Source organism: Agrobacterium radiobacter, from assembly GCF_040801995.1.
Classification (GTDB): domain Bacteria; phylum Pseudomonadota; class Alphaproteobacteria; order Rhizobiales; family Rhizobiaceae; genus Agrobacterium; species Agrobacterium radiobacter.
Genome location: NZ_JBEGHX010000002.1, coordinates 399,481 through 425,995, shown reverse-complemented (window position 1 = coordinate 425,995; position 26,515 = coordinate 399,481). Strand labels below are relative to the sequence as shown.

Genomic DNA, 26,515 nt, shown 5'->3' with positions numbered 1-26,515 from the left:
TGATATTCAAGATTTCGTGCAATCGGGAGTTTGATCCAGTTTAGTTGAATCAGCTGCGCTGATTCCTCATGGGGAGGAGTGTGTAATGCGTAATTTCGTTCCCAACGAACATGACAACGGCGTCACCATCTACTCCGAGTGGAGGCCTGGCCAACGTGTTCTCGTCAATGGCGGCGCCGGTTTTCTCGGTTCCCATCTTTGCGAACGCCTGCTGAGTTGCGGTCACGAGGTGATCTGTCTCGACGATCTCTCGACCGGGCGCACTGCGAATGTGGCGCATTTGCGGGACAATAAGCGGTTTTTGCTGGTCGAGCACGATGTGCGCAAACCCTATGACATCGATGTCTCGCTGATCTTCAACTTCGCCTCACCGGCCTCACCGCCAGATTATCAGCGCGATCCCGTCGGCACGCTGCTCACCAATGTGCTTGGCGCCGTCAACGTGCTCGAGGTAGCGCGCAGATGCGGTGCAACCGTAGTGCAGTCGTCGACCTCGGAAGTCTACGGCGATCCGCACGTCAATCCGCAGCCGGAAACCTATTTCGGCAATGTAAATACAATCGGGCCGCGAGCTTGTTACGATGAAGGGAAACGCAGCGCCGAAACGCTGTTTTTCGATTATCACCGTAGCTTCGGTGTCGATATCAAGGTGGGACGCATCTTCAACACCTATGGGCCGCGTATGCGCCCGGATGACGGACGTGTGGTTTCGAACTTCATCGTCCAGGCGTTGAAGGGCGCTGACATCACCATTTACGGCGATGGCAGCCAGACCCGTTCCTTCTGCTATGTCGATGACCTGATCGACGGTTTCCTGCGCTTCTCGGCCAAGCCGAAGGATTGCACCGGGCCGATCAATCTCGGCAACCCGACGGAAATTCCGGTGCGGCAGCTCGCCGATATCGTCATCCGCATGACGGGTTCCCGGTCGCGCATCGTGCATCTGCCCGCCGCGATCGATGATCCGCAGCAGCGTCGCCCCGATATTTCGCGGGCAAAGGAACTGTTGAGATGGCAGCCGCGCGTGCCGCTCGAAATCGGCCTGGAAAAAACCATCGTCTATTTCGATGCACTGCTGGCAGGCAAGACTGTAGCGGAGGCCGTATGAGATGCCCCGCACAATCCTCGTCACGGGCGGGGCCGGATTCATAGGCAGCCACATCTGCAAGGCGCTGGCCCAATCCGGCTTCAAGCCCATCGCTTATGACAATCTCTCGACGGGTCACGCGGATTCTGTCCGCTGGGGTCCCTTCATCGAGGGGGACATTCTGGATCGTGGTCTCCTGAAGGCCACGCTCAGGGAATTCTCGCCGGCCTTCGTCATTCATTGCGCCGCCAATGCCTATGTCGGCGAATCCGTCGAAGATCCGCGCAAATATTACCGCAACAATGTCGGCGGCAGCCTGGCGCTCCTGGATGCCTGTCTCGACCAGAATATCGGCGGGCTGGTGTTTTCCTCCAGCTGCGCCACCTATGGCGTTCCGCCGCAATTGCCGATCCGCGAGGAAACGGCACAAATGCCGGTCAACCCTTACGGGCGCACCAAGCTGATATTCGAAATGGCGCTTGATGATTATGCTGCGGCCTATGGTCTGCGGTTCGTTGCCCTGCGTTACTTCAATGCCGCCGGTGCCGATCCGGACGGTGAGCTTTACGAACGGCATGAGCCTGAAACCCATCTGATCCCGCGGGCGCTGATGGCGGCTGCCGCACGGCTGCCGCAACTGGATGTCTTCGGGGCGGATTACGACACCAGCGACGGCACCTGCATTCGCGATTATATCCATGTCAGCGACCTGGCCGATGCCCATGTCGCCGCCGTCAACTATCTTGCCGAGGGTGGCGAGACGTTGCGCGTCAATCTCGGCTCCGGTCACGGCACATCCGTCGGTGACATCATCCGGGCGATCCACCGCGTGACGGGGCAGGAAGTGCCGGTTCATTTCGGTGCGAGGCGTGCCGGCGATCCGCCAGCCCTGTTTGCGGATATAAAGCGTGCGGAAGAGATGCTCGGCTTTATCCCGAAGCGTTCGGATATCGATACCATCATCCGGACGGCCGGTCCCGGTTTCGGACTGGAGGTGCGGTCATGAAAGCGCGTTCAACCCCTTCCGTTCCCTCGGCCCGCGCCGTCGCAGTCACCAGCGATCTGCGGATGCTGCCGGTCTTTGCCGGCTGGAACCGCATGGCCTATCTTCTCGGCATCGGCGGATGGATGGTGACGCTCGCCTATTTCTGGATCTGGTGGCTTGATCGCGATCGCGTCATCGACTGGCCCTATTATACCGTCGTCACGATCACGCTCGCGTGGATCACGCTTCTGCCGTCCTATTTCATCTTCATCTTTCTCAACGCAAGGGTCGTCGACCGGCGCTCCCCTCTGCCACGGGGCAGGGTGGCGATGGTCGTCACCAAGGCGCCGTCGGAACCTTTCGCCGTGGTGAAGAAGACGCTGCTCGCGATGCTGGAGCAGAAGGGCCTGGAGTTCGACGTGTGGCTTGCCGATGAGGCTCCGGATGCGGAAACGCTGAAATGGTGTGGCGCGCACGGCGTTTTCGTTTCCACCCGACAGGGTGTCGCCGAGTATCATCGCAAGAGCTGGCCTCGGCGCACGCGCTGCAAGGAAGGCAATCTCGCCTATTTCTACGACCATTACGGGTATGAGCGTTATGATTTCGTCGCGCAGTTCGATGCGGACCATGTGCCGGAACCGGATTATCTGAGCGAGATCATCCGTCCCTTTGCCGATCCGAAGATTGGATATGTTTCGGCCCCGAGCATTTGCGACGCCAATGCCGGTGAAAGCTGGGCGGCGCGCGGCAGGCTATACGCCGAGGCGAGCCTGCATGGCGCGCTGCAGCTGGGTTACAATAATGGTTGGGCGCCGCTCTGCATCGGCTCGCACTACGCCGTGCGCACGAAGGCCCTGCGTGAAGTGGGCGGCCTGGGGCCGGAGCTTGCCGAGGATCATTCCACCACGCTTCTGATGAACGCCGGCTGCTGGCGCGGTGTTCACGCCGTCAACGCCATCGCCCATGGCGACGGACCGGTGACGTTTGCCGATCTCATCGTGCAGGAGTTTCAGTGGTCGCGTAGCCTTATGACCATTCTGCTGCAATATTCGCGGCACTATGTGCCGAAGCTGTCGCCGCGGCTGAAGTTCCAGTTCCTGTTTTCGCAGCTCTGGTATCCCCTGTTTTCCGGCTTCATGGCGCTGATGTTCGTGCTTCCCGCCGTTGCGCTGATGCGCGGTGATGTGCTGGTCAACGCGTCCTATCCGGCGTTCCTGGCGCATTTCCTGCCGGTTTCGCTGATCATGATCGTCTTTGCGTTCTTCTGGCGTGCCACGGGCGCATTCCGTCCGCATGATGCGAAGCTCTTCAGCTGGGAAGCTATAGTGTTTCTGTTCCTGCGCTGGCCCTGGTCGCTGATGGGTGTGTTGGCGGCGATACGCGACACGATCCGTGGCGATTTCGTCGATTTCCGCATCACGCCGAAGGGCACGCAGGCAAAACCGCCGCTGCCGCTGAGGGTCGTCGCGCCTTACATTCTTCTGGCGGCGCTCAGCCTTGTGGCCATGGTTCTGGCGCCGCGTGAAAACGGGGCGGAGGGCTTCTTCGTCTTCGCCGCCCTCAATGTGGCGATCTATGCGGGCCTTTCGGTGTTTCTGCTCATCCGCCATGCGATGGAAAACGGGGTGCCAAGGCTGCCGGCATTGCGTGGGGGAGCGACCGCTGCTGCCTGTTCGCTGCTGCTGGTGGCGGGGAGTGCCGCAGAACTCAGCTCCCATGCGATCGGCGGGCTGGAAGCCCTGTCGCACGGGCAACCCTATGTCAGTTTCACTGAAACGCGGTTCACGGTCGCCGGCGCGGGCGTGGAGGGTGCCAGATCGGTACGTCTGAAACTGCGCATCGCCGTGCCGGGACTGCGTGGACCGCAGGAAATGCAGGCGGAACCCATGGTGGTGCCGCCGCCGGCGGTGACAACCGGAGAGATCATGCTGGCCGACAATAGGGTCGGACAATGAAGGAGGAGGCTGTGATGAAAACAACAATAAGCAAATGCGGATTCTCCGCTTTCGTACTCTGTCTTGCGGTGGTCGTGCCAAGCGCCGTCCACGCTGCAGGCGGCACGAAGACGCCGAAACCGCTCAGAACCAGCGAAGTCGTGGACATGTACTTCGACAAGACCTGGAAATGGGAAACGGGCGGCGGACGCTTCATTGCCGATGGCCGCAAATTCGTCGCCGCAACGGAAGAAAAGGGCAAGAAGTCCATCGGTGAAGGCCGCTGGACCGTCGATGCCAATGGCACCCTGTGCATGCGCGCCACCTGGAAAAGCGCGGCAGGAAACGGCAAGGCCGATACCTGCTTCGACCATGGCCGCATTGGCAAGGTGCTCTACCAGCGCAAACAGGGCGGGCCATGGTACGTGTTCCGGCACAACCCGCCACGCCCTGGCGATGAGTTCCTCAAACTCGTCCGCAAGGACGATGTCACGCCGCAGATCGCCGCTTACGACAAGGCGATGACGGCAACAAGGTAGGGAGTAAGGTGTCATGCAGATAACAAGAAGAAAACTTCTGTTCGCAGGTGGTGCCGCCGCAGCCTTTACCGCCGGTATGTATCCGGTGCTCAAGCTCGACGCACAGGGTGTCGCCCCCATGACGTCGACGGGCATGAAGACACTTGCCGACAAAAGACCGACATTGCATGCGGACGGTATCCGTTTCGGTGCCTACGATCCGCACGGCGATTTCACGGCCCAGACCGGGGTGGCGTCGGAACATCTGTTCCTGCCCTGGGAAGACGTGGATCTCGACAGTCTCGCACTTGCGGATGCCTACGCTCTGGAGCGCAAGCGCAACGTGTTGATCACGGTCGAACCCTGGTCCTGGGACGTTAACTGGCGGCTCACCTCCGACGAGTTGCGCCGCAAGGTGATGAGAGGTGACTATGACCAGAACATGCAGGCGATCGCCGCGCGCATGTCGGCGATGAAAAGCCCGCTGATCCTGCGCTGGGGACAGGAAATGGAAGACACGTCCGGCCGCTTCTCGTGGTCGGGCTGGAACCCGCGTGATTACATCACGGCGTATAAACGCATGGTGGACATGACCCGCAAGGCGGTTCCCAGCGTCAAGGTGATGTGGTCACCGAAAGGTCTCGAGGGTCTGCAGGCCTACTACCCCGGTGATAGTTACGCCGATCTGGTCGGCCTTTCGGTCTTCGGTCTCGAGGAGTACGACAAGATCGAATATGGCGGACCGAAGACCTTCACCGATCTGCTGCGCAAGGGCTATGGACTTGTCGAAACCTTCAACAAGCCGGTCTGGGTTGCCGAACTGGGTTATGAAGGCGGCGATTCCTATGTTCGTCCGTGGATGAATGACGTGACGCTGAAACAGGCGGATTTTCCAAAGCTGGAAGAGGTCGTCTATTTCAACGACAAGGATGTTCATTCCTGGCCGCACAATCTCGGCAGACCGGACTGGCGCGTCGTGCGCCCGGCCAAGGCCTGATCGACGTCGAAAACCGGCGAGCGGCGATGCCGCTCGTCCGGTGCTCCAATACTAGTTAACCGTCGCCAGCACTGCCTCGGCCTCATAGATGGCGCAGACGATGTGATAAAAGGTGCTTGCTGGCGCCGGCTCGTCGAGCATCGGCCTGTCGGCCGGCCATTTGTCGAACCAGAGACCCTTGACCGGCGTGTCAAGGAAAGGCTGTAGCGCGCCGATGGCGCTGAGACCGGAGGCAAGGTAACGCTGCCGCTCCTCACCGTTCGTGACGCTCGCCAGCCGCACCGAAGCCTTCAGCCATTCCGTCTGCGGCCATAACCGCGCCAACCCGTCATGCATCGAGAAATCGTCGTAGAGGCTCATCACCGCCACCTTGCGGCGCGGGCAGATGCCGTGCTCTTCCCCGATCTGGAACAGGCGTTTTGCCTTGTCGATCGCTTCACCGTTCCCGCGCAGGCTGCCCCAGCGCACCAGAAGCCATGCCCATTCGAACTGGTGGCCCGGCTCCATGATCCGGCCCTTGTCGCTATCATGGGGTGTCCAGTCATGGGCGAAGAACTCGCGCAGCCCGCCATTGCCGCTATCGATGAAGCGAGTCAGCGCCAGACCGGCAATCTCATCGGCAAGCGCCGACCACGGGCCTTGCGGGTCCTGCAGCTCCCAGGCCAGCATCGCCTCGAAAAGGTGCATATGCGGATTGGAACAGAGCGGCGTGCGCGGCGGGTTTTCTTCCTCGAAGCCCGCAATGGGGTGTCTGTAGTCGCGCTCGAGGATGGCAAGGATATCGAGCGCCCGGCCGCGCATCTCGTCCCTGCGCTCGGGAAGGCTCGCGGCCGCCTGCGCGGCGGCGAAAAGCGCAAAGGCCTGATTGTAAAGATCGAAGGAGGGGTCGATCAGCCTGCCGGTCTGGTCGGCAAGGTTGCCGTAAAGGCCGTTTTCAAGGCGATAAACCTTCTCGAACCAGGAGAGACCGTGGAGGAGCGCATCTTTCCACGGCCCCTGCCATCCGTGCTGGCCGGCGGCGGCGAAACAATAGGCCTGACGCGGCTGCACGCGGGCGCGGCGGTCATCGGAAAAAACCGGCTTCGCATCCTGGCCGAGACGCTCGTAAAAGCCGCCATCCGGGCGGGCCGAACCCGCCTCCCACCACAGGGGCAGGGCGTCTTCATCCAGCCATTTGCGTAATGTTCCGATCTCTTCGGCAAGCGTCTGCGCGATGCTCGGAAATTGCACTGTCATATGGTAACTCTCTGTTTTTACAGTTGAATTAAAAATTTGACCAATAAAAATACGTAATAATAGACGCAAGTAGACCATGGGACATATTGCGCTGCAACCGTAAAATTATCGGCCTGACAGGACGCCAACCCCTGGCGGCGTCATTGGTTCCACCTTCTTTCGTGGGAGATGAGGGCCGCAACGGCGATTCGCGATTCATAAAGTGTCAGAAATTACAACGCAAATTTGAGATTGCTTATTCGTAGTCCTCACGTATTTCGTAGCAATGGTCTGGTCATTAGTGATTCGGTCTCCTTTTAACCTGGGCGGCGTTGGGGAAACAAAGGGGCGCAAGGCAGTGAAATTTTCTGCCTATACTTCATTGCTGTTCTCCGTTGCGGTTCTTTCGGGCTGCAATACTCCCGCGGGCGTTCGGTCGTTCGGCGGCGCGCAGATGGCATCTCCTTCCGAGGCGCTGGTTTTCCCCCCACCCGGCGGTCCCGAAATCGTCACCGTGGTCAACCGAACCTATTCCAACGCCGTGGCGCAGCAGGTCATTTTGCGCTCCGAGGCCGCGACCCCCGGGCAGAACTATATCAAGGCTGAGTTTTTCGGTCCGCAACAGGCCGGCGACACCGGTGGCGACGCCCTGGCTTTTTCCGGTTTCAGGGCATCTTCCGTTGCGCGGGAAATCCGCGCCGAGTTTCCGGGCGAAAACATAGCCATGTCGGCAAATTACCTGCAGAACGGTTATGGTGCGTTTTCCTATGCCGCCGGCCACGGCCGCGGCGACGATACCTGCCTTTATGGCTGGCAGGACATACGCTCGCCGGAAAGCATGCGGCAGGATTTCCGCAATCTCGGACGCATCAAGGTGCGGCTGCGTCTTTGCCAATCTGGCGCAAGCGTCGAGCGGCTGCTGGCGGTCATGTATAATTACACCATTACCGGCACCTATGCCTCGCCAAGCTGGAACCCCTACGGCACGCCGCGGGCCGTCGATCAGAACCTCGGGCGACCCGGAAGCCCGGTCTATCCCATGAAGGCGGAGGATGTGCCGATGCGACCGGGCAGCGAAGTGACCGCCAGTGTGCCCGTCCGGCCAGTCCGCCGCGTGGCGACCGTCATACCCGCGCAGCCGGAACCACAGCCTTTGCCGCCCGTTGCTGCCGTCAATATCCCATCGCCCACATCGACGGGTTCGCCGATCCAGCCTGTTCGATCTTCGGTGGCGGGCAGGCGGATGGATGGCGGGCCGGTGGAAAGCAACCGGCAACCGTCGCAGGTGCCGCAGGTGTCCATTCCCTCGCCAGCTTGTCTGTCCGGTTCGGGAGCGTCACCAGGATGCAGGTGATCGCCGGAACCAGCGGAGAAGGAAGCGCCGAGGCGCATATCGCAAAATTTCCGGGCCGAAATTCCGGATGGGGACGAGAACGGAAAGTTTCTGGATGAACAAGGCCATCACAGTCATTGTCTGGTTGCTTGTGTCGCTTTGCGTTCTGGCCATCGTCACGATGCCGGTCAGCCTGCAGACGCATCTGGTGGCGACCGCGATTTCGCTCATCCTTCTGGCAACGATCAAGAGCTTCAACGGGCAGGGCGCGTGGCGCCTGGTCGCGCTCGGTTTCGGCACCGCCATCGTTCTGCGTTATGTCTACTGGCGTACCACGAGCACGCTGCCGCCCGTCAACCAGCTCGAAAACTTCATCCCCGGTTTTCTGCTTTATCTGGCGGAGATGTACAGCGTCGTGATGCTGGGCCTCAGCCTTGTCATCGTGTCGATGCCGCTGCCGTCGCGCAAGACGCGGCCCGGTTCGCCCGATTACCGACCGACGGTCGATGTCTTCGTGCCGAGCTACAACGAGGATGCTGAACTTCTCGCCAATACGCTGGCAGCGGCCAAGAACATGGACTATCCGGCTGACCGTTTCACCGTATGGCTGCTGGACGACGGCGGCTCGGTGCAGAAGCGCAACGCCAGCAATATTGTCGAGGCGCAGGCGGCGCAGCGCCGCCACGAAGAGCTGAAGAAGCTCTGCGAAGAGCTCGACGTGCGTTACCTGACGCGCGAACGCAACGTCCATGCCAAGGCTGGAAATCTCAATAACGGTCTTGCCCATTCGACCGGCGAGCTTGTGACCGTGTTCGACGCCGACCACGCGCCCGCCCGCGACTTCCTGCTGGAGACGGTGGGATATTTCGAAGAGGACCCCCGGCTTTTCCTGGTGCAGACGCCGCATTTCTTCGTCAATCCCGATCCAATCGAGCGCAACCTGCGCACCTTCGAGACGATGCCGAGCGAAAACGAGATGTTCTACGGCATCATCCAGCGCGGTCTCGACAAATGGAACGGCGCTTTCTTCTGCGGTTCCGCCGCCGTCCTGCGGCGCGAGGCGCTGCAGGATACGGAAGGTTTCAGCGGCGTCAGCATCACGGAAGATTGCGAAACGGCGCTCGCGCTGCATTCCCGCGGCTGGAACAGCATCTATGTCGACAAGCCGCTGATCGCCGGGCTGCAACCCGCCACCTTCGCCAGCTTCATCGGCCAGCGCAGCCGCTGGGCGCAGGGCATGATGCAGATCCTGATCTTCCGCCAGCCGCTGTTCCGGCGCGGTCTCTCGTTTACGCAGCGTCTCTGCTACATGTCATCGACGCTGTTCTGGTTGTTTCCGTTTCCGCGCACGATCTTCCTGTTCGCGCCGCTCTTCTACCTGTTCTTCGACCTGCAGATTTTCGTTGCCTCCGGCGGTGAGTTCCTGGCCTATACGGCGGCCTATATGCTCGTGAACCTGATGATGCAGAACTATCTCTATGGCAGCTTCCGCTGGCCATGGATTTCTGAGCTTTACGAATATGTGCAGACGGTTCACCTTCTGCCCGCCGTGGTTTCGGTGATCTTCAACCCCGGCAAGCCCACCTTCAAGGTGACGGCGAAAGATGAATCCATTGCCGAGGCGCGGCTTTCGGAAATCAGCCGGCCGTTCTTCGTCATTTTCGCGCTACTGGTGGTGGCGATGGCCTTTGCCGTATGGCGCATCTACAGCGAACCCTACAAGGCGGATGTCACGCTCGTGGTCGGCGGCTGGAACCTGCTCAATCTCATTTTTGCGGGCTGCGCCCTCGGTGTCGTTTCCGAGCGCGGCGACAAGTCGGCATCGCGGCGCATCACGGTCAAGCGGCGTTGCGAAGTCAAGCTTGAGGGCAGCGACGCCTGGGTGCCGGCTTCTATCGATAACGTGTCGGTGCACGGGTTGCTGATCAATCTCTTCGATAGCGCGACGAATATCGAAAAAGGGGCGACGGCCATCGTGAAGGTCAAGCCGCATAGCGAGGGTGTGCCGGAAACCATGCCTGTCAACGTGGTGCGGACGGTTAAGGGCGAGGGTTTCGTCTCGATCGGTTGCACCTTCTCGCCGCAGCGCGCCGTCGATCACCGCCTGATCGCGGACCTGATTTTCGCCAATTCGGAACAGTGGAGCGAGTTTCAGCGGGTGCGCCGCAAGAACCCCGGCCTTATCCGCGGCACGGCGATCTTCCTGGCCATCTCGCTCTTCCAGACGCAGCGTGGCCTCTATTATCTGGTCCGGACGCTTCGGCCCGCTCCCAAAGACGCCAAACCTGTCGGAGCCGTAAAATGACCGGCCGTAAATCCATCCGGGATTCTCTGGCAGTGCTGGTATGGGGGGCCGTTGCGACGGGCGCGATGGCGCAGTCCTCCCCCTTCGACATGTCGCCGGAACGGCCCGCCCAAACTGCTCCGACACCCGTACCGCCGTCCGCCATTCCGCCTGCCGTACCGCGCCAGCAGCCTCCTGCCCAGAAGCCGGCCCCAACGCCGTCTCAGCCATCCGCCACGCCGCCCTTTTCGGTTCAGCCCGCGCCGCAGCAGCAACAACGCCCCGCCGTTCCGTTGCCGCCGCCGGTTTCGGCTCCTCCGCGTCAGGAAGGCGCAAGGCCGGTTCCGGCGCAGGCCTCGCCGCTCAGCGCCGACAGCCGCCGCCGATATATCCTGCCCTATGAAAAGCTCAGCCTTTCCGGTGAGATCGACCGCCGGCAATGGAGCATCTATCTGACGCCGGAGCAGGTGAATGCCGCCGTTTCGCTCAATATCGGCTATCAGAACGCCATCGTGGTCGCGCCGGAAAGCTCGAATTTTCAGGTCAGCCTGAACAATGTCCCGCTGGAGCCGGCGCGTATTGAAGCGCCCGACAGCGAGGGCAATGTCTCCTTGAAGATTCCGCCCGGCGTCCTGCAGGTCGGCTCAAATGTCGTGAGACTGGGCGTGCAGCAACGCCACAGAACCGATTGCACGATCCAGTCCACCTATGATCTGTGGACCGATGTCGACCCTGCGAGCACCTATATCGGCTTTAATGCCGATGTCGCAGGAAGCTTTGCCAATATCGACGATATTCAGGCAACGGGGCCGGACGGCAAGGCGATGACGTCGATCGAGATTGTCGCGCCGGCACTCGGCAATCCGGCGTTTGCGGATTCTTTCCTGCGTCTTTCACAGGCGCTGGCGCTCAGAACCCAGATGCCGAACCAGGCGATCCGTTTCGTGGCCGCGCCTTCCACAGAACGCAAGGCAGGCACGCTGACGGTCCTCGTCGGAACCGCCCGTGAGATTGCCGGGATAGTCGGTACGCTGCCGCCCGAGGCGTCGGCGGGCGCCTTTGCCGGCTTTGGCGCCGCAGCACCTGGTGGTCTTTCGCCGCTTTTCGTCAGTGGCCCCACCCCGCAGGCGGTTCAGGCGGCAATAGAGACGCTGTTTTCCTCGATATCGCGTACGCCCGGCGCGCAGAGAACGACCTTTTCGACCCGCAGCTGGCATGCGCCCGATGTGCCGCTTGTGATGTCGGACCGCCGTATCGCGCTTTCCGAACTTGGCCTCGAAAGCACCGAATTTGGCGGCCGGCGTTTCCGCAATGAGTTTTACGTGGGCATGCCCGCCGATTTTTATGCCTCGGCCTATGGTGAGGCGTCGCTTCTGCTCGACGCCGCCTATTCGTCGCAGGTACTGCCGGGCAGCCATATCGATATCTACGTCAATGACGAGATCGCCTCGACCGTGCCGATTTCCAACAATGGCGGCGGCATTTTCCGGCATCTGCCGATCAATGTGACGATGCGTCATTTCAAGCCGGGGCCCAACAAGGTAACCATCGAGGCGGTGCTGATGACGGCGCAGGATCAGGCCTGTGCGCCGGGCGCGCCCGCCAGCACGACCCCGCGTTTTGCGTTGTTCGACACCTCTGAACTTCATATTCCGGACTATGCACAGATCGGCCGCAAGCCCGACCTCGCCGCGATGGCGGGCGCCGGACAGCCCTATCGGACCGGCGGAACTCCTGTTGCACTGTCGCTCGACCGTTTTGACACTGACACCATGTCTGCGGCAGCGACGCTGATCAGCCGGCTGGCAAGCGTGGCGGGGCATCCCATCAACATCGAGACTGTCGCATCGCCGCTGGTGATCGGCGACCGCGACGCGCTGTTCGTCGGAACGATTTCGCAATTCCCGCAGGCATTGATCGGCCAGTTCAATCTCGTTCCGTCCAGCCAGATATCCTGGAAAATGGGAACCGGCGTTCAGCCGCCCGCGCAGAGCAGCGAAACCCTCTTCAACGACTGGCGGGAGCGGGTGGACGGAGGTGTCTGGGAGGGGCAGGTGTCGTCTCTCGAGGACTGGATGAAGCGGAATTTCGACCTGAGCTCGGATACGCTGCGCTTCCTGCCGGCGGCCGAGCAGCTCTATGCGCCACCCGGCAATGTCTCCTTCATGCTGGCGCAGGGACTCAGCCCCTCCGGCCAGGGGGTATGGACGCTTGCCACAGCACCGACATCAGCGGAACTTCTTGACGGCATGGCGGCGATGACGCGGGAAAACCGCTGGCGCGGTGTCACGGGTCGTGTCGCCGCCTACGATGCCGCTGCCGAAAAGCTCGAAACGGTGGAAGTGGAGCGGCCGTATTTTTACGTCACGCGGGCGTTTTCCCTTTCCAACTGGAGGCTGGTTGCCGCCAACTGGCTGTCATCCAATGTGCTTTCCTATTCGCTGGCATTCATCGGTTTCGTGTCTCTCCTCGGCCTCGCAACTTTCACGATGCTGCGCATGATGGGGCGGCATCGATGAAGAACGGGATCTCGAAACTGGCCGGCATTCTCCTCCTGTCCGTGATGGCGGTGTTTGCAGGTATTTCCGTCAGCTGCGCCGCTTCGGTCTCACCGGGAGCGTGGTCGACCTATAAGGGTGCATTTCTGGATTCCGGTGGTCGTATCATCGACACCGGCAACGGCAATATCAGCCACAGCGAAGGGCAGGGCTACGGCATGTGGCTTGCCGTGCTTGCAGACAACCTGTCCGACTTCGAATTGATCTGGAGTTTCACACGTACCGAGCTGCTGGTGCGTGATGACGGGCTTTCCGCCTGGAAATGGGATCCGCGCACCAAGCCGCATGTCACTGATATCAACAATGCCACGGATGGCGATATTCTGATCGCCTATGCGCTGGCGCTGGCGGCCGGGCAATGGAACCGTCAGGATTATGCCGAAGCATCCGCGGCCATCGCATCCGCCGTTCTCAAGAAGACGGTGGTACAACGTGGCGGGCGGGTGCTGCTTCTGCCGGCTGCCAGCGGTTTTGACGAGGGCGACCGGGAGGACGGGCCAGTGGTCAATCCTTCCTATCTGATTTTCGAGGCGTTTCCGGTCCTCAATCTCGTCGCGCCATCGCCGCTCTGGAAAGCTCTTGCCGATGACGGCGTGGCGCAGATCGGCGCCTTCGCTTTCAGCGATAGAAAACTGCCGGCCGATTGGGTGTCTGTGAAGACGAAGCCGCAGCCGGCGTCGGGTTTTCCGCCGGAATTCGGTTATAATGCGGTGCGTATTCCGCTTTATCTTGCAATGGCGAAGATGGGCTCGCCGGATCTGCTTTCCCGTCTGAAAACCGGCATGACGCTGGAAAGCGGCGCTGCCGGAACCTTCGACCTGAAGAGTGGCGAGGTCAAGGATGTCCTGTCCGATCCCGGCTATCGTATCATTCCGGCGCTCGCCGGCTGCGTCAGCGGGGGGGCGGCCATTCCCGCCGAACTTAAAAACTTTCAGCCAACACTTTATTATCCTTCCACATTGCATCTTCTGGCATTGTCGTTTCTGGCAAGGAATAACGGGGAATGCCGATGAACAAGCCATTGTCGACCTCGGCTCTCATCCTGCTTCTGATTGCGCTCGCCGCCTTCCACTGGCGCGACAGCATTCTCGGGCGGGTTTCGGACGTGCATACCTCGGCGGTCGGTGATAACCGCGCCGTGCAGCGCATTTCGCCGGCAGCCAATCCGGCCCAGATCAACGCTTTCGTCAAAAACCGCGAGATGGCGCAGGTGACTCAGCCCGCGACACCGCCGGTAACGGTGCCGGCGACCGATCCTTTGCCGGTGACGCAGGCCGGCGGGCAAGCACCGCAAACACAGACGGCGCAGGCACCGGCCCCCCGTACGCCCCAGCCCACATCGGGCAGCATGCCCGAAGTCGATCTCAGCGCGCTACGCTATTTTGCGGCGAGAGGCGATACCCAGCGCCTTCAGGCTGAAATCGCGCGTCTTCGCACGCTTTATCCCAACTGGACGCCGCCGGCCGATCCTCTCGCCATTCCCGAAAACGGCGATCCGCGGCTCGATGCCATGTGGCAGCTTTATACAGATGGCCGTTATGCCGAGGTGAGAAAGGCGATTGCCGACCGCCAGCAGGGGGAACCCGGCTGGCAGCCGCCCGACAATCTGACGGGCATGCTCACCTTGGCCGAAGCGCGCCAGCGGCTCGTCAATGCCTCCGATCTCAAGCAATATGCGACGGTGGTGGATACGGCGGCCAACAATCCCGGCCTGCTGACCTGCAGCGAAGTCGATGTTCTGTGGCGGGTGGCCGACGCCTTCGCCAATACCGACCGGATGGGACGGGCGCGCGACGCCTATCTCTACATTCTCAACAATTGCACTGTTGCAAGCGACAGGCTCGCCACGGTGCAGAAGGCATCTGCGCTTCTGCCGGCGGAAATGATGAACGATCTGCTGGCCAAGGAAAAACCTGGCGCAGACGGCCAACTGGAATTCGAACCGGTGAAGAACGATCTCGCCCGCCAGTTTGTAGCCAAGGCCGGGGAAAAAGTGAAAGAGGGCGAAAAAGAGGGGGTTGCCGTTCCCTCCGCCTATGTGATGCGGCTTGAGCGGCTTGCCGAAACCGACAAGCTTGCGAGCGACGCCCTGTTGCTCGGCTGGTACAATATCCGCCAGAAGAACATGACAGAGGCGGAAAAGTGGTTCCGCAAGGCGCGGGAAGAGGAAGACAGCGCGTCCGCCTCTCAAGGGTTGGCGCTGGCGCTGATCGACCGTAACGAGCCGCGCGAGGCCGAGGACGTCATGTATAAATGGCGCACGGCTTCCGACGATGCGCTTGCGACGTATCTTGCCGCAACGGCCAATCTTCTTGCGCTGCAGCCGCCGGTCGTGCTGCCGCCGGATGTGTTGCAACGCATCGCCGTTGAAACCGTGGCGCGCAAGGATGCGGCCACCGCGCAGCAATTTGGCTGGTACTCGCTCGCCTTCCGGCAGACCCCGCTTGCGTTGCAATGGTTCAGCACGGCTCTTGGCTGGAAGCCCGATGATGAGCCGTCTGCCTACGGCATGGCCGTCAGCTATCACGATCTTCGCAATCTCGCCGGTCTGCGTGGCATCCAGCAGCAATGGGCAAGCCGCTCCCAGCGGATCGCCGATGTGGGAACGGCGCGCATGGTGGATCAGTCCGGGCAGACGGTTGCCCCCATAACCGCGCCGTCCACTGCCCCACAGGCGACGGCGCCCGTATCGGCCTATGTGCCGCAGGCCGAGACGGCGGTGGTATATGCCCCGCCTGTCGTCCAGCAGCCGGAACCCGCACGCAAGCAGGCGCGCCGACCGGTGCAGGTGCAAAGGGAAGCCAGCGCCGCATCGCGCCCACGCTCCTGCGCGGCCTATCCCGATCCGCAGCGTCTGCCGCCGCAGCAGGCGCTCGATCTCGGCTGGTGCCTGATGGAGACGAACCGGCCGGCGGAGGCGCTGAAAGCCTTCGAAGCCGCGCTTGAAGGCGGTCAGTCAGCAGTTAAAAGCGACGCAGCCTATGGCCAGAGCCTTGCTTATCTGCGTATGGGCTTGACGGACCACGCCGCCGTTTCGGCGACGAAATCGAGCATGGACCGCCCGCGCGCGACGGAGCTGCAGGTCTCGATCCTTGCTGATCGCGCGGTTTCTGCCTTCCAGTCGAAGCGTTATGCCGAAACGCTTCTCCTGCTCGACCAGCGGGCACGGCTGGCGGATGAGCGCACGGACCTGATGGTGCTGCGTGGTTATTCCTACCTCGCCATGCGCCGTTACGGCGAAGCGGCGCGGATTTTCGAAAGCCTGACAGCCATCGGAAATCAGGATGGGATCAAGGGCCTGGCTGCCGTGCGCGCCGCTCGTCCGAGTAACGGCCCGCAGGGCGGCGGCTGAGGCAGGCCGGCGTGACGCCGGTGGCCGCTTATTTCACGTCGGTGAGGTTGCGGATGATACGCATGAAGATGCGTGCTCCGCTGCCGATCAGCGCGTCCGGAAAATCGTAATCGGGATTGTGCAGGTTGGGGTAGTCCCTGCCTGCGCCGAGAAAGAACATGGCCGAAGACGAAACGGCGCGAAAGCGGCCGAAATCCTCGGAAGCCCGCATGGGCAGCCCTTCCGAACCGTGGGAGATTTTCTCCTCGTCCAGCGCTTGCCGGATATGCTCGACCGCGTCGGGCGCATTTTCGCAATGGAGGAAAATATCGTCATAGGTGATGTCGAGCGTGAGCTTCTGCTCGGCTGCAACCTTTCTCGCCAATGACTCCGCAGCCTCGCAGAGTTTTTCCATCCGGTCGTCGGTCAGTGTCCGCAGCGTCGCCCAGATTTCCGCATCGGCCGGGGAAATACCGAAAGCGGCTTCGCCCATCACGGCATGGGTGATCGTCACCATCGAAAAATCAGGCTCAGGCGGGAAACCGGAGCCGAGTTCGGCCAAGGCCGGCATTAGCTGAGAGATGGCCCGCATGGGGGAAATGCCGTGTTCGGGCGAGGAAGCATGCGCGGTCTTGCCGGAAAGGCGGATTTTGACACCACGCGACGCGCAGTTGACCGGTCCCTCCACGACGCTGACATGGGCGAAAGGCAGGCCCGGCAGGTTGTGGAGTGAAAAGGAGTAGTCCGGCTTTATGTGTTCGAAGCGCGGGTCGGCGAGCACGGCGGCGGCGCCCGCACCGGTTTCTTCCGCCGGCTGGTACAGAAGGATCACGCGGCCGGTCTCCGGGCGCTGCCGGGAAAGGCCGAGCGCCAGCGCCGTCAGAATGGTGGAATGGCCGTCATGGCCACAAAGATGGCCCTTCCCATCAGTGCCGGAGCGGTATTCGGCCTCACTCTTTTCGTGGATAGGCAGAGCATCGAGCTCCGAACGGATCAGGATCGCCGGACCGCTTTTGCCGCTGTCATAAATCGCGGCGACGCCATGGCCGCCGAGATCCGCAAAAAGCTGGTCGGGCTGCGCCTGCTTCAGGAAAGTGCGGATGCGCCGCGCTGTTTCCTTTTCTTCGCCGGAGATTTCCGGATGACGGTGCAGATCATGGCGAAGCTCAACGAGATCGAGCATGTCCTTGTTGGTCAGAAACATCAAAAATCCTTGCAAGTCGTCCGGCCGGTTTTTCCAGCCGCAACTTACAGGGCGTTGCCTTTAATGCAAAACCTTTGGCGGATGCCAGCGTTTGCCCGCCGTTTTCGGCTTGGTAGCGAGGGTGACGATATCTGACGGCAGCGGAACCTTTGTCTTTGCCAGTTCCAGCCTGGCAAGGGCTGCACGGGCTTTTTCTGCATATTCCAGATGCGCCGCATCGTCGGAATGATAATGCTGCAGCCTGTCGAGGATTTCAGCGCCTTCCACCGTTCTTTCGGCGGCAATCAGCGCCACCGCGCATTTATAAAGCGCTTCCCGGTGGAAGGGTGCGCGATTGGTTACCTGGCGGAAGGCCTCGGATGCCTCGTGGTAGTACTGCTGCGCCAGCCGGGCCTCGCCGATGCGAAGCCACAGGACGACGGGTTCCTGGCCAGCGGCCAGAAGGCTTAGAAAGGCGATCTCGGCCTCCCGGAATTCACCCCGGTCGAACGACAGATTGGCGAGCCCGAATTGCGCGCCGAGATGGTCAGGTGCTGCGGCAAGCACCTGCCCGAAGGCGATATTGGCGGCCGCCTTCTGGCCGCTCTTGTAGAGTTTGAGCGCCTGTTCGTAGACAAAACGGATGCTGCGGGGGTGAAGCGTGCCGCCGAGATTTTCGCCCGAGCGGGTGCGGAACAACGTGCAGCTCAGCTTCTGCTCCTCCGGCCCGAAGAAATATTTGTAAGGCTCGTTGCCGCGCAGGAAATCATAGGTCCTGAAACCCTGCTCGATCGCCCGGCGGATGCAGTGGCCATGCAGCACGAGGCCGGGGGAAGGGGTCTTCCAGTTCTCGTCGCGGCCGGTGATATAGAACAGGACCGACTTCTTCTGGCGGTCGATGATATTGGCGAGTGCCCCCAACGGCTGGTCGCCGAACCAGAGGACCGGTACTTCCAGATCGCCGCGGATATAGACATCCATCAACATTTGTCGTGTCGCGCCGATCAGGAGTTCCGTACGCTCCTTGCCCTTGTGCGGCGCCCAGCGGATGCGCCAGAAATCGAACAGGATATCCATATCCCGCCTGATCGTCTCTCTCGTCGCGAAGGTGATGCTATATTCATCGCCGCCTTCGACCTTTCTCAGGAAACGTCGGAGCTTTTGCCGGGTCTGGCTGCTCATATGGCTGTCGAGATAGCTATCGAACGTCTCCGGCAGGGCCACCACTGGGCAGATGCAATTGTTGATGTTGTAGGGGTTGGTCGGCATGTTGTCGCGGAACATGACGAGCGGACCCTGAAGCGCGCGGATCATTGCGTCGCGACGCTCCGGCGGGCCGGAGAGATAATCGAGTTTCAGTTCTGTCCAGTTCTGCTGGCGTATATAGGAGCAGAAACCGGCAACGGCGTGATCTTCATAGTCCGGCAGGGTGATGAAGCCGGTGTAATCCGCCGCCGCATTGCCTGCCATGACGATGCTATCATGGAAGCGGCCGGTTTTCTTGTCCGGTTCGGTGACGATGCGCAGCGGGAAAAACGCCACATAGGGCGAGCCTTCCGGCCGTTCGCGCAGCGCAAGGATGAACCAGCGCCTGCGGCGCGGCATATAATCCCTGAGCCATCCCCAGGAGAGGAAATGCCGGGCATGGGGATCGGCCATGAACACCGCATCCCAGTTTTCGCGGATCGCCTCGAAGCCGGCGTCCGTGTCGATGATATCGATGCGCATTCATCCCCCTCCCAATACTGATCACACATTCGGGAGGCTTCATTTTATGGGGAAACGGTCGGCTTCAAATATTCCCTTCGGGTGAAAGCCGTACATCAAATGGGATTAGCCCGTCGCCGATCCGCCATCGCTGCGCCGCGACAAAAAAGACCTTGTCAGCCGATGGCAGCGCTCTAACATGCGGGGCTGAATGCGCGGCCGGCTCAACGGTCCGCATGGCACAGGAGTTCTCATATGGCTGTTCCTTATATGCTTCTGACCGGCGCCAGCCGCGGAATAGGGCATGCCACCGTCAAGCTGTTTCAGGAAAAGGGCTGGAGAATTCTCACCGTATCGCGGCAACCCTTCTCCGAGGAATGCCGTTGGCCGTCTGCACGGGAAAGCCATATTCAGGCTGATCTGGAGGACTTGTCCCGTATTGACGCTCTGGCGGACGAGGTGCGTTCACGCCTGCCGGAGGGAAAGCTTGCGGCGCTTGTCAACAATGCCGGAATTTCGCCCAAGGGTGAAGGCGGAAGTCGTCTCGGTGTGAAGGATACGACGGCGGATATCTGGACGCGGGTGCTGAACGTCAATCTCGTTTCGACGGCGCTGCTTGCCCGCGCGCTTTTGCCGGAACTTGAGGAGGCGAAGGGCTCCATCGTCAACGTCACATCGATTGTGGGCTCACGTGTGCATCCTTTTGCAGGCGTGGCCTACGCCACATCGAAGGCGGCGCTCGCGGCGCTGACGCGCGAACTTGCGCATGAGTTCGGCCCGCGTGGCGTGCGCGCCAACGCCATTGCGCCGGGTGAGATCAACACCGCCATCCTCTCCCCCGGAACGGCGGAACTGGTGGACGCGCAGGTGCCGCTCGGGCGGCTCGGCACCACTGCCGAGGTGGCGCAGACCATCTATTTCCTCTGCTCGGAACAGTCGAGCTACATCAACGGCGCGGAAATTCACATCAACGGCGGCCAGCACGTCTGACACGCCGACCATCAACCGAAAATGGAGCCTTTATCGATGACCATCCTGCCGAATTCCGTCGAGGCACGCGATATCGCCTATCAGATGCATCCGAACGTCAATCTGCGCAAATTCGAAAAGACCGGCGGGCTTGTCATCGAGAGCGGCGAAGGCATCTATGTGACCGACAGCAGCGGCAGGCGCTATATCGAGGCGATGGCGGGGCTCTGGTCGGTGGCGCTCGGTTTCGGTGAAAAGCGGCTGGTGGAAGCGGCGACGAAGCAGATGCAGAAGCTGCCCTATTACCACACCTTTTCCTACAAGACACACGGTCCGTCCGTCGATCTTGCCGAGTTGCTGATCGAGCTTTCGCCGGTACCGATGTCCAAGGTGCACTTCACCTCCTCCGGCTCCGAGGCTAATGATCTCGTTGCCAAGATGGTCTGGTATCGCTCGAACGCGCTGGGCAAGAAGGACAAGAAGAAGATCATTGGCCGCATCAAGGGTTATCATGGCGTGACCATCGCCTCGGCCTCGATCACCGGCCTGCCGCGCAACCATGAAAGCTTCGATCTGCCGCTGGACCGCATGCTGCACGCAGCCTGCCCCTCCTATGTGCATTTCGGCAAGGATGGCGAAAGCGAAGCGGAGTTCACCGCGCGTATCCTCGGCGAATTGGAGGATTTGATTCGGCGCGAAGGTCCCGAGACCATCGCCGCCTTCTGGGGCGAGCCGGTGATGGGCGCCGGTGGCGTTCTCCTGCCGCCTGAAGGTTATTGGGAGGGTGTGCAGGCGATCCTGAAGAAATACGATATTCTGCTTGTCGTGGACGAGGTGATCTGCGGTTTCGGCCGAACCGGCAAGATGTTCGCCTGCGAGACCTATGACATCAAGCCGGACGTGCTTGTCGTCTCCAAGCAGATTTCGTCGTCCTACATGCCGCTTTCGGCGATCATCATGAATGACAGTTTCTACCAGCCGATTGCCGATGAATCCGATCGTATCGGCTCCTTCGGCCACGGCTACACCGCCTCTGGCCATCCGGTCGCAACGGCTGTGGGGCTGGAAAACCTGAAGATCATTCAGGAGCGCGACCTTGTCGGTAATGTCGCCCGACTGGAAGGAAAGTTCCTCGATCATCTGAACGCGCTTGCCGACCACCCGCTTATTCATTCCTCGCGCGGTATCGGCCTGATCGGCGCGCTGGAGGTAAAGCCATGGGAGGGCATGAAGGCGGGTGATACCACGCTCACGCTGGCTGCGGCCATCGAAAGCGAAGGCGTCATCACCCGGCCGATCGGTGAAGCCATCTGCTTCTGCCCGCCACTGATCATCACTGCCGAGCAGCTGGACGAGCTGTTTGCCGGTGTGAAGCGCGGTCTCGACAAGGCATTGGCCGCGAAAGGCTGACACTGCACAGTTTGCAATTCCGCAACGGAAAAGCCCGGAGTATCGCAAGATGCTCCGGGCTTTCTGTAGTTGCCTGCCCGGGAAAAACCGGGACAGGCCAGACCTTGGGAGGTCGTATTATTCGGCCGGCTGGGCCGATGCCGGAAGCGAATCCACATCGGCGATGCCGGTGAACTCTTCCTTGCCGCTCAGAACGCGGGCAAGCTGGTCCTGATCCAGTTCGCCTTCCCAGCGGGCGACGACGATGGTGGCGACCGCATTACCGACGAAGTTGGTAAGCGCACGGCATTCTGACATGAAGCGGTCGATGCCGAGGATCAGCGCCATGCCGGCAACTGGAACCGAAGGCACGACGGAGAGCGTGGCTGCGAGCGTGATGAAGCCAGCGCCGGTGATGCCGGCCGCACCCTTGGACGAGAGCATGGCAACGAGCAGCAGGAGGATCTGTTCACCGAAGGAGAGGTGGATACCGGTCGCCTGTGCGATGAAGAGAGCGGCCAGCGTCATGTAGATGTTGGTGCCGTCAAGGTTGAAGGAGTAACCGGTGGGGATGACGAGGCCGACGACGGAGCGCTTGCAGCCCGCCCTTTCCATCTTGCTCATCAGGCCAGGCAGGGCGGCTTCGGAAGACGACGTGCCGAGAACCAGAAGCAGCTCTTCCTTGATGTAGCGGATAAGCGCGACGATGGAGAAACCGTTGTAACGGCAGACGGCGCCGAGAACCACGAACACGAACAGGAAGGAAGTGATGTAGAACGTGCCGATCAGCATGGCGAGGTTTGTAACGGATGAGATGCCGTATTTGCCGATGGTGAAGGCCATCGCGCCAAAAGCGCCGATGGGAGCGGCCTTCATCAGGATCGCGACCAGCTTGAAGATCGGATACATCAGGGCATGCATGAAATCGGTGACGGGCTTGCCCTTTTCGCCGACGATGCCGAGCGCGATGCCGAAGAGAACCGAGAAGAACAGCACCTGCAGGATGTCGCCGCTGGCGAAAGCACCGACGATGGTGGTCGGGATGATGTTCATCAGGAAGCCGGTGATAGTCTGCTCATGGGCCTTGTCGGCGTAGGTCGCGACAGCCTTGGCATCCAGTGTGGCGGGATCGATGTTCATGCCGGCGCCCGGCTGCACGGTGTTGGCGACGATGAGGCCAACGATGAGCGCAAGCGTGGAGAATACCAGGAAGTAAATCATGGCCTTGCCGGCGACGCGGCCCACCTTCTTCATGTCGTTCATGCCGGCGATGCCGGTTGCGACGGTGAGGAAGATGACGGGAGCGATGATCATCTTGACGAGGCGGATGAAGCCGTCGCCGAGCGGCTTCAGCTGTTCGCCGAAGGCCGGATAGAAATGGCCGAGCGCGATACCGGCGATGATGGCCACCAGAACCTGAAAATACAGGTGCTTGTAAAATGGCATTTTGGCGTGGCCTGCGGCCACGGCTGTCGTATCGATCATGTTTTTTCCTCCTCGGCCTCACCCTGCCTTTATTGGCCTCCCGGGATCGCCGTGTCGTTGACGGCTTCGCGCCGATTGTGGAGTCATGTGCAATACGCATGCCAGACTTGCTTATTTGCCGTAACCAGCTGATTTCAAAAGTAGTTTTCATTGAAGCTTCGCCGGCTCAAGGGCATTTGTGCGGAATTCCGGACAAAATCTCTTGCGATCTGTGCGTAAATCCGCACAATTATCCCATGACCTATCAGGATCAGACACCTCATTCCCAGGCGAAACGGCGGGCGCAATGGCTGGCGCTGGCGGGTCTGTGGCTGCTCGTCAGTCTTGGTGTTCTCTTGGTGGCCGATGAGTTCGCCCGCAACCAGGCGCTGCGGGTGGCGGGTTCCGACGCTGCCACGGACGCCGAACTGAAGATCGCGCTCCTGAATGTTGCGCTGGAGCGGCCGCGCGCCATTCCGCTGGTCCTGTCAGGAGATCCCGATCTTGCCGTGGCGCTGGATGGTGGTGGTGCTCCTGCCCTCGATCGGCTGAATCGCAAGCTGGAGGGGCTTATTGAAGGTACGCAATCCTCGGTGATCTATGTGACCGGGCCGACCGGATTGACCATTGCGTCGAGCAACTGGCGGCAGGCGGACAGCTTTGTCGGCTCCAATTATGCTTTTCGCGAATATTTCCAGGCGGCGATGAAGACCGGCATGTCCGAACATTATGCGCTTGGCAATGTCAGCCGCCGGCCGGGTCTTTATATCTCCCGCCGTATCGATTCCGCCGACGGGCGGCCGCTTGGCGTCGTCATCGCCAAGGTCGAGTTCAACCGGCTGGAGACCGACTGGAACATCGGAGGCAAACCGGTCTATGTGGTCGACAGAAACGGCGTCGTGCTGATGACCAGCGTGCCGGAATGGCGCTTCCGGACCGTCGCGCCGATTGATGAGGCGCAGCGGAAAATCATTTCCGAGAGCCTGCAATTTGGCAATGAGGCGCTTTCAACCTTGCCATTTCACGCTGCGCGGCGCTCAAGCGAGGGCGTTCCGCTCATTCATGTTGATGAACCGGGGAGCGAGCGCGGCGACTACCTGCAACTCGAAATGCCGGTTCCGACCACTTCATGGACCCTGCATTATCTGCAGCCCGTGGCGCCGGCGCTGAACGCCACAATCCGCGAGGGCAGGGTGGTGGCGTTGGCGACGCTGATGCCGCTGATGGCGCTTTCGGCCCTGTGGCTGTGGCGCCGGCACAAGGCGCTTAAGGAAAAGGAAGAGGAACAGCGTGCCCGCACTGAGCTGGAAATGAAGGTGCAGGAACGCACCCGCGACCTGACCAGAACCCGCGATCACTTGCAGGCCGAAATCGCCCTGCATGAAAAAACCACCGGCGAGTTGCGTAATGTGCAGCACGAGCTGGTTCAGGCCAACCGCCTTTCCATTCTGGGGCAGGTGGCGGCGGGTGTGGCGCACGAGATCAATCAGCCGGTGGCGACGATCCGCGCCTTTGCCGACAATGCCCGCACCCTGCTGAAACGCGACCGCATGTCCGAGGCCACCGAAAATCTCGAAAACATCGCGGCGTTGACCGAGCGTATCGGCACCATTACCGGCGATCTGAAAATATTGGCCCGCAAGGGCCGCACCGCCGCCGAGCCTGTCAGCGTTCGCTTGGTCATCGAAGGCGCGGTCATGCTGTTGCGCAGCCGCTTTTCCGGGCAGATGGATGCGCTGGATATCGCGTTGCCGGATCAGGACCTGAAAGTGCTCGGCAGCCGTATCCGGCTGGAGCAGATCCTCATCAACCTTCTGCAAAATGCGCTGGAAGCCACTGAAGAGATTGGGGCGGCCCGTGTCGAGGTGCGTGTGCGCGAGGAAGGCGGCATGGTCGTGCTTTCCGTCTGCGACAATGGCACGGGTATTCCTGAAGCCATCCGCGCGCAGCTTTTTTCGCCCTTCAACACATCAAAGGAAAGCGGCCTCGGCCTCGGTCTCGTCATTTCCAACGATATTGCTTCGGATTATGGCGGGCGTATCGAGATGGAAAGCAGCGAGGCGGGTACTCGTTTTTCCGTATTTCTGAAGCGAGCATGACATGACGGTGGACGGAACCATATTCCTGGTGGACGACGACTCCCAGCTGCGCAAGGCGATGGTGCAGACGCTGGAACTCGATGGATTGCCGGTTACTTCGTTTTCTCGCGCAGAACAGGCGCTTGCGGCCTTGAACGAGGATTTCGACGGCGTCGTCATCACCGATGTGCGTATGCCGGGCATGACCGGGCTTGAGTTTTTCGACCATGTCCGCAAGATCGATGCCGATCTACCTGTCATCCTCATCACAGGGCATGGCGATGTGCCGATGGCCGTCGATGCGCTTCACAACGGTGCATATGATTTTATCGCCAAGCCATTTCCTGCCGAGCGCATGGTGGAAAGTGCCCGCCGGGCGCTGGAAAAGCGCCGGCTGGTGCTGGAAAACCGCGCCCTTCGCCGGGCGGCGGGGCAGGCAGAGGATGATCTGCCGCTGATCGGCCAGACGCCGGCCATGGAGCGCCTGCGCACCACGCTCCGGCACATTGCCGATACCGACGTGGATGTGCTGGTGGCAGGCGAGACGGGCAGCGGCAAGGAAGTGGTGGCAACGGCCCTTCACCGCTGGAGCAAGAAACGCTCAAAAGGCAATTTCGTGGCGCTCAATTGCGGGGCGCTGCCGGAAACGGTGATTGAAAGCGAGCTTTTCGGCCATGAGCCGGGAGCTTTTACCGGCGCACAGAAAAAACGCGTCGGCCGCATCGAACATTCGAGCGGCGGCACCCTGTTTCTGGATGAGATCGAAAGCATGCCGCTTGCGGTGCAGGTGAAGATGCTGCGTGTGCTGGAAATGCGCGAGGTCTCGCCACTCGGGTCGAACGAGGAGCGGCCGGTCGATATTCGCGTGGTGGCGGCGGCCAAGGTCGATCTTGGCGATCCGTCCGAACGTGGTACGTTTCGCGAGGACCTCTATTACCGGCTGAATGTGGTGACGCTGTCCATTCCGCCGCTGCGCGAACGCAAGGCGGATATTCCGCTGCTGTTCTCCCATTTCGTCACCAAGGCCGCCAACCGTTTCAACATGCCGGTGCCGCAGATCAGCGCCGGTATTTCCCGTCGCCTCAATGACCACGATTGGCCGGGCAATGTGCGCGAACTCGGGCATTTCGCCGAAAGGGTGGTGCTGGGGTTGGAGACGGAACCGGCGGACGCGCCTGCATTGCAATCCGCGCTCCCCGCGTCCGGCACCTTGCCGGAGCGCATGGATGAGATCGAAGCGCGCATCATCCGCGAAACGCTGGAACAATCGAATGGCGACGTGGCGGAAACCATCGCCACGCTCGGCATAGCCCGCAAGACCTTTTACGACAAGCTGCAACGCCACGGCATCAACCGGGCGGATTATGTGAAGAGCGGCGCGGCGTGAGCCGGCGCGGGGCCCGGTTGACGCATGATGAAAAGCCGCGGACGTTTCCGTCCACGGCCTGACAATAACGACCATAATTGTGCCGAAGGTCGGCTT

Annotated in this window: 18 protein-coding genes; 14 read left to right on the top strand and 4 right to left on the bottom strand. The window is 60.9% G+C overall.

All coding sequences use genetic code 11. The features are described from left to right. The first annotated feature begins 85 nt into the window (after positions 1-85). The 5 genes from MRBLRC7O_RS15890 to MRBLRC7O_RS15870 are packed head-to-tail and all read left to right on the top strand — an operon-like array spanning position 86 to position 5,521. Positions 86-1,108, top strand: coding sequence for a UDP-glucuronic acid decarboxylase family protein (locus MRBLRC7O_RS15890; RefSeq protein ID WP_003506358.1), 1,023 nt, complete (start codon positions 86-88; stop codon positions 1,106-1,108). A gap of 1 nt (position 1,109) precedes the next feature. Then, entirely contained in the window at positions 1,110-2,093 is a 984-nt protein-coding gene (gene galE, locus MRBLRC7O_RS15885) for a UDP-glucose 4-epimerase GalE (RefSeq protein ID WP_003506360.1), read from the top strand. After that, positions 2,090-4,027 (top strand): glycosyltransferase family 2 protein, encoded by a 1,938-nt coding sequence (locus MRBLRC7O_RS15880; protein ID WP_060726901.1) that lies wholly within the window; start codon positions 2,090-2,092, stop codon positions 4,025-4,027. Before galE ends, MRBLRC7O_RS15880 begins: the two co-directional genes overlap by 4 nt. Before the next feature lie 14 nt (positions 4,028-4,041). Then, the gene (locus tag MRBLRC7O_RS15875; RefSeq protein ID WP_003506364.1) at positions 4,042-4,545 is read left to right on the top strand and encodes a DUF995 domain-containing protein; all 504 of its coding nucleotides are present in this window, start codon (positions 4,042-4,044) and stop codon (positions 4,543-4,545) included. A gap of 13 nt (positions 4,546-4,558) precedes the next feature. Beyond that, a complete protein-coding gene (locus MRBLRC7O_RS15870; protein ID WP_060724773.1) occupies positions 4,559-5,521 on the top strand; it encodes a glycoside hydrolase family 26 protein in 963 nt (320 codons plus the stop codon). Between the two features lie 51 nt (positions 5,522-5,572). Here the strand turns inward: MRBLRC7O_RS15870 and MRBLRC7O_RS15865 are convergent, their stop codons facing one another. After that, positions 5,573-6,757 carry an AGE family epimerase/isomerase gene (locus MRBLRC7O_RS15865; RefSeq protein ID WP_020808996.1) on the bottom strand — a complete coding sequence of 395 codons (1,185 nt, stop codon included), beginning with the start codon at positions 6,755-6,757 and terminating at the stop codon, positions 5,573-5,575. 433 nt (positions 6,758-7,190) lie between these two features. Here MRBLRC7O_RS15865 and bcsN point away from each other — a divergent pair, with 433 nt between their 5' ends. From bcsN to MRBLRC7O_RS15840, 5 genes are all read left to right on the top strand, one after another. Continuing rightward, positions 7,191-8,090, top strand: a complete 900-nt coding sequence (gene bcsN / locus MRBLRC7O_RS15860; protein ID WP_049832268.1) for a cellulose biosynthesis protein BcsN — start codon at positions 7,191-7,193, stop codon at positions 8,088-8,090. A 94-nt stretch (positions 8,091-8,184) separates the two neighbouring features. Continuing rightward, positions 8,185-10,374 (top strand): UDP-forming cellulose synthase catalytic subunit, encoded by a 2,190-nt coding sequence (gene bcsA, locus MRBLRC7O_RS15855; protein ID WP_003506371.1) that lies wholly within the window; start codon positions 8,185-8,187, stop codon positions 10,372-10,374. Beyond that, on the top strand, positions 10,371-12,872 hold the full coding sequence (locus MRBLRC7O_RS15850; RefSeq protein ID WP_087745619.1) for a cellulose biosynthesis cyclic di-GMP-binding regulatory protein BcsB: 2,502 nt from the start codon (positions 10,371-10,373) through the stop codon (positions 12,870-12,872). The genes bcsA and MRBLRC7O_RS15850 overlap by 4 nt, the downstream gene beginning before the upstream one ends. Next, on the top strand, positions 12,869-13,924 hold the full coding sequence (locus tag MRBLRC7O_RS15845) for a family 8 glycosyl hydrolase (RefSeq protein ID WP_020808999.1): 1,056 nt from the start codon (positions 12,869-12,871) through the stop codon (positions 13,922-13,924). Before MRBLRC7O_RS15850 ends, MRBLRC7O_RS15845 begins: the two co-directional genes overlap by 4 nt. Then, on the top strand, positions 13,915-16,263 hold the full coding sequence (locus MRBLRC7O_RS15840) for a hypothetical protein (protein WP_003506377.1): 2,349 nt from the start codon (positions 13,915-13,917) through the stop codon (positions 16,261-16,263). Before MRBLRC7O_RS15845 ends, MRBLRC7O_RS15840 begins: the two co-directional genes overlap by 10 nt. Positions 16,264-16,291: 28 nt before the next feature. On the opposite strand, the gene MRBLRC7O_RS15835 is transcribed toward MRBLRC7O_RS15840, so the two are convergent. Both MRBLRC7O_RS15835 and MRBLRC7O_RS15830 read right to left on the bottom strand, forming a co-directional pair. Continuing rightward, positions 16,292-17,446 (bottom strand): amidohydrolase, encoded by a 1,155-nt coding sequence (locus MRBLRC7O_RS15835; RefSeq protein WP_003506379.1) that lies wholly within the window; start codon positions 17,444-17,446, stop codon positions 16,292-16,294. Positions 17,447-17,506: 60 nt separating this feature from the next. Beyond that, on the bottom strand, positions 17,507-19,153 hold the full coding sequence (locus tag MRBLRC7O_RS15830; protein WP_003506381.1) for a GNAT family N-acetyltransferase: 1,647 nt from the start codon (positions 19,151-19,153) through the stop codon (positions 17,507-17,509). A 234-nt stretch (positions 19,154-19,387) separates the two neighbouring features. Here MRBLRC7O_RS15830 and MRBLRC7O_RS15825 point away from each other — a divergent pair, with 234 nt between their 5' ends. Then, positions 19,388-20,122, top strand: a complete 735-nt coding sequence (locus MRBLRC7O_RS15825) for an SDR family NAD(P)-dependent oxidoreductase (protein ID WP_003506382.1) — start codon at positions 19,388-19,390, stop codon at positions 20,120-20,122. Positions 20,123-20,158: 36 nt separating this feature from the next. Next, positions 20,159-21,511: an aspartate aminotransferase family protein gene (locus MRBLRC7O_RS15820; RefSeq protein WP_367727489.1), complete on the top strand. Its 1,353-nt coding sequence runs from the start codon at positions 20,159-20,161 to the stop codon at positions 21,509-21,511. Positions 21,512-21,628: 117 nt separating this feature from the next. Here MRBLRC7O_RS15820 and MRBLRC7O_RS15815 read toward each other — a convergent pair whose 3' ends face one another. Continuing rightward, complete coding sequence (locus MRBLRC7O_RS15815; RefSeq protein ID WP_060726899.1) at positions 21,629-22,975, bottom strand: dicarboxylate/amino acid:cation symporter; 1,347 nt, start codon at positions 22,973-22,975, stop codon at positions 21,629-21,631. A 236-nt stretch (positions 22,976-23,211) separates the two neighbouring features. Here MRBLRC7O_RS15815 and MRBLRC7O_RS15810 point away from each other — a divergent pair, with 236 nt between their 5' ends. Together MRBLRC7O_RS15810 and MRBLRC7O_RS15805 are read left to right on the top strand one after the other, a co-directional pair. After that, on the top strand, positions 23,212-25,053 hold the full coding sequence (locus MRBLRC7O_RS15810; RefSeq protein ID WP_060726898.1) for a sensor histidine kinase: 1,842 nt from the start codon (positions 23,212-23,214) through the stop codon (positions 25,051-25,053). Between the two features lies 1 nt (position 25,054). Beyond that, positions 25,055-26,419, top strand: a complete 1,365-nt coding sequence (locus MRBLRC7O_RS15805) for a sigma-54-dependent transcriptional regulator (protein ID WP_060726897.1) — start codon at positions 25,055-25,057, stop codon at positions 26,417-26,419. The last annotated feature ends 96 nt before the right edge of the window (positions 26,420-26,515 follow it).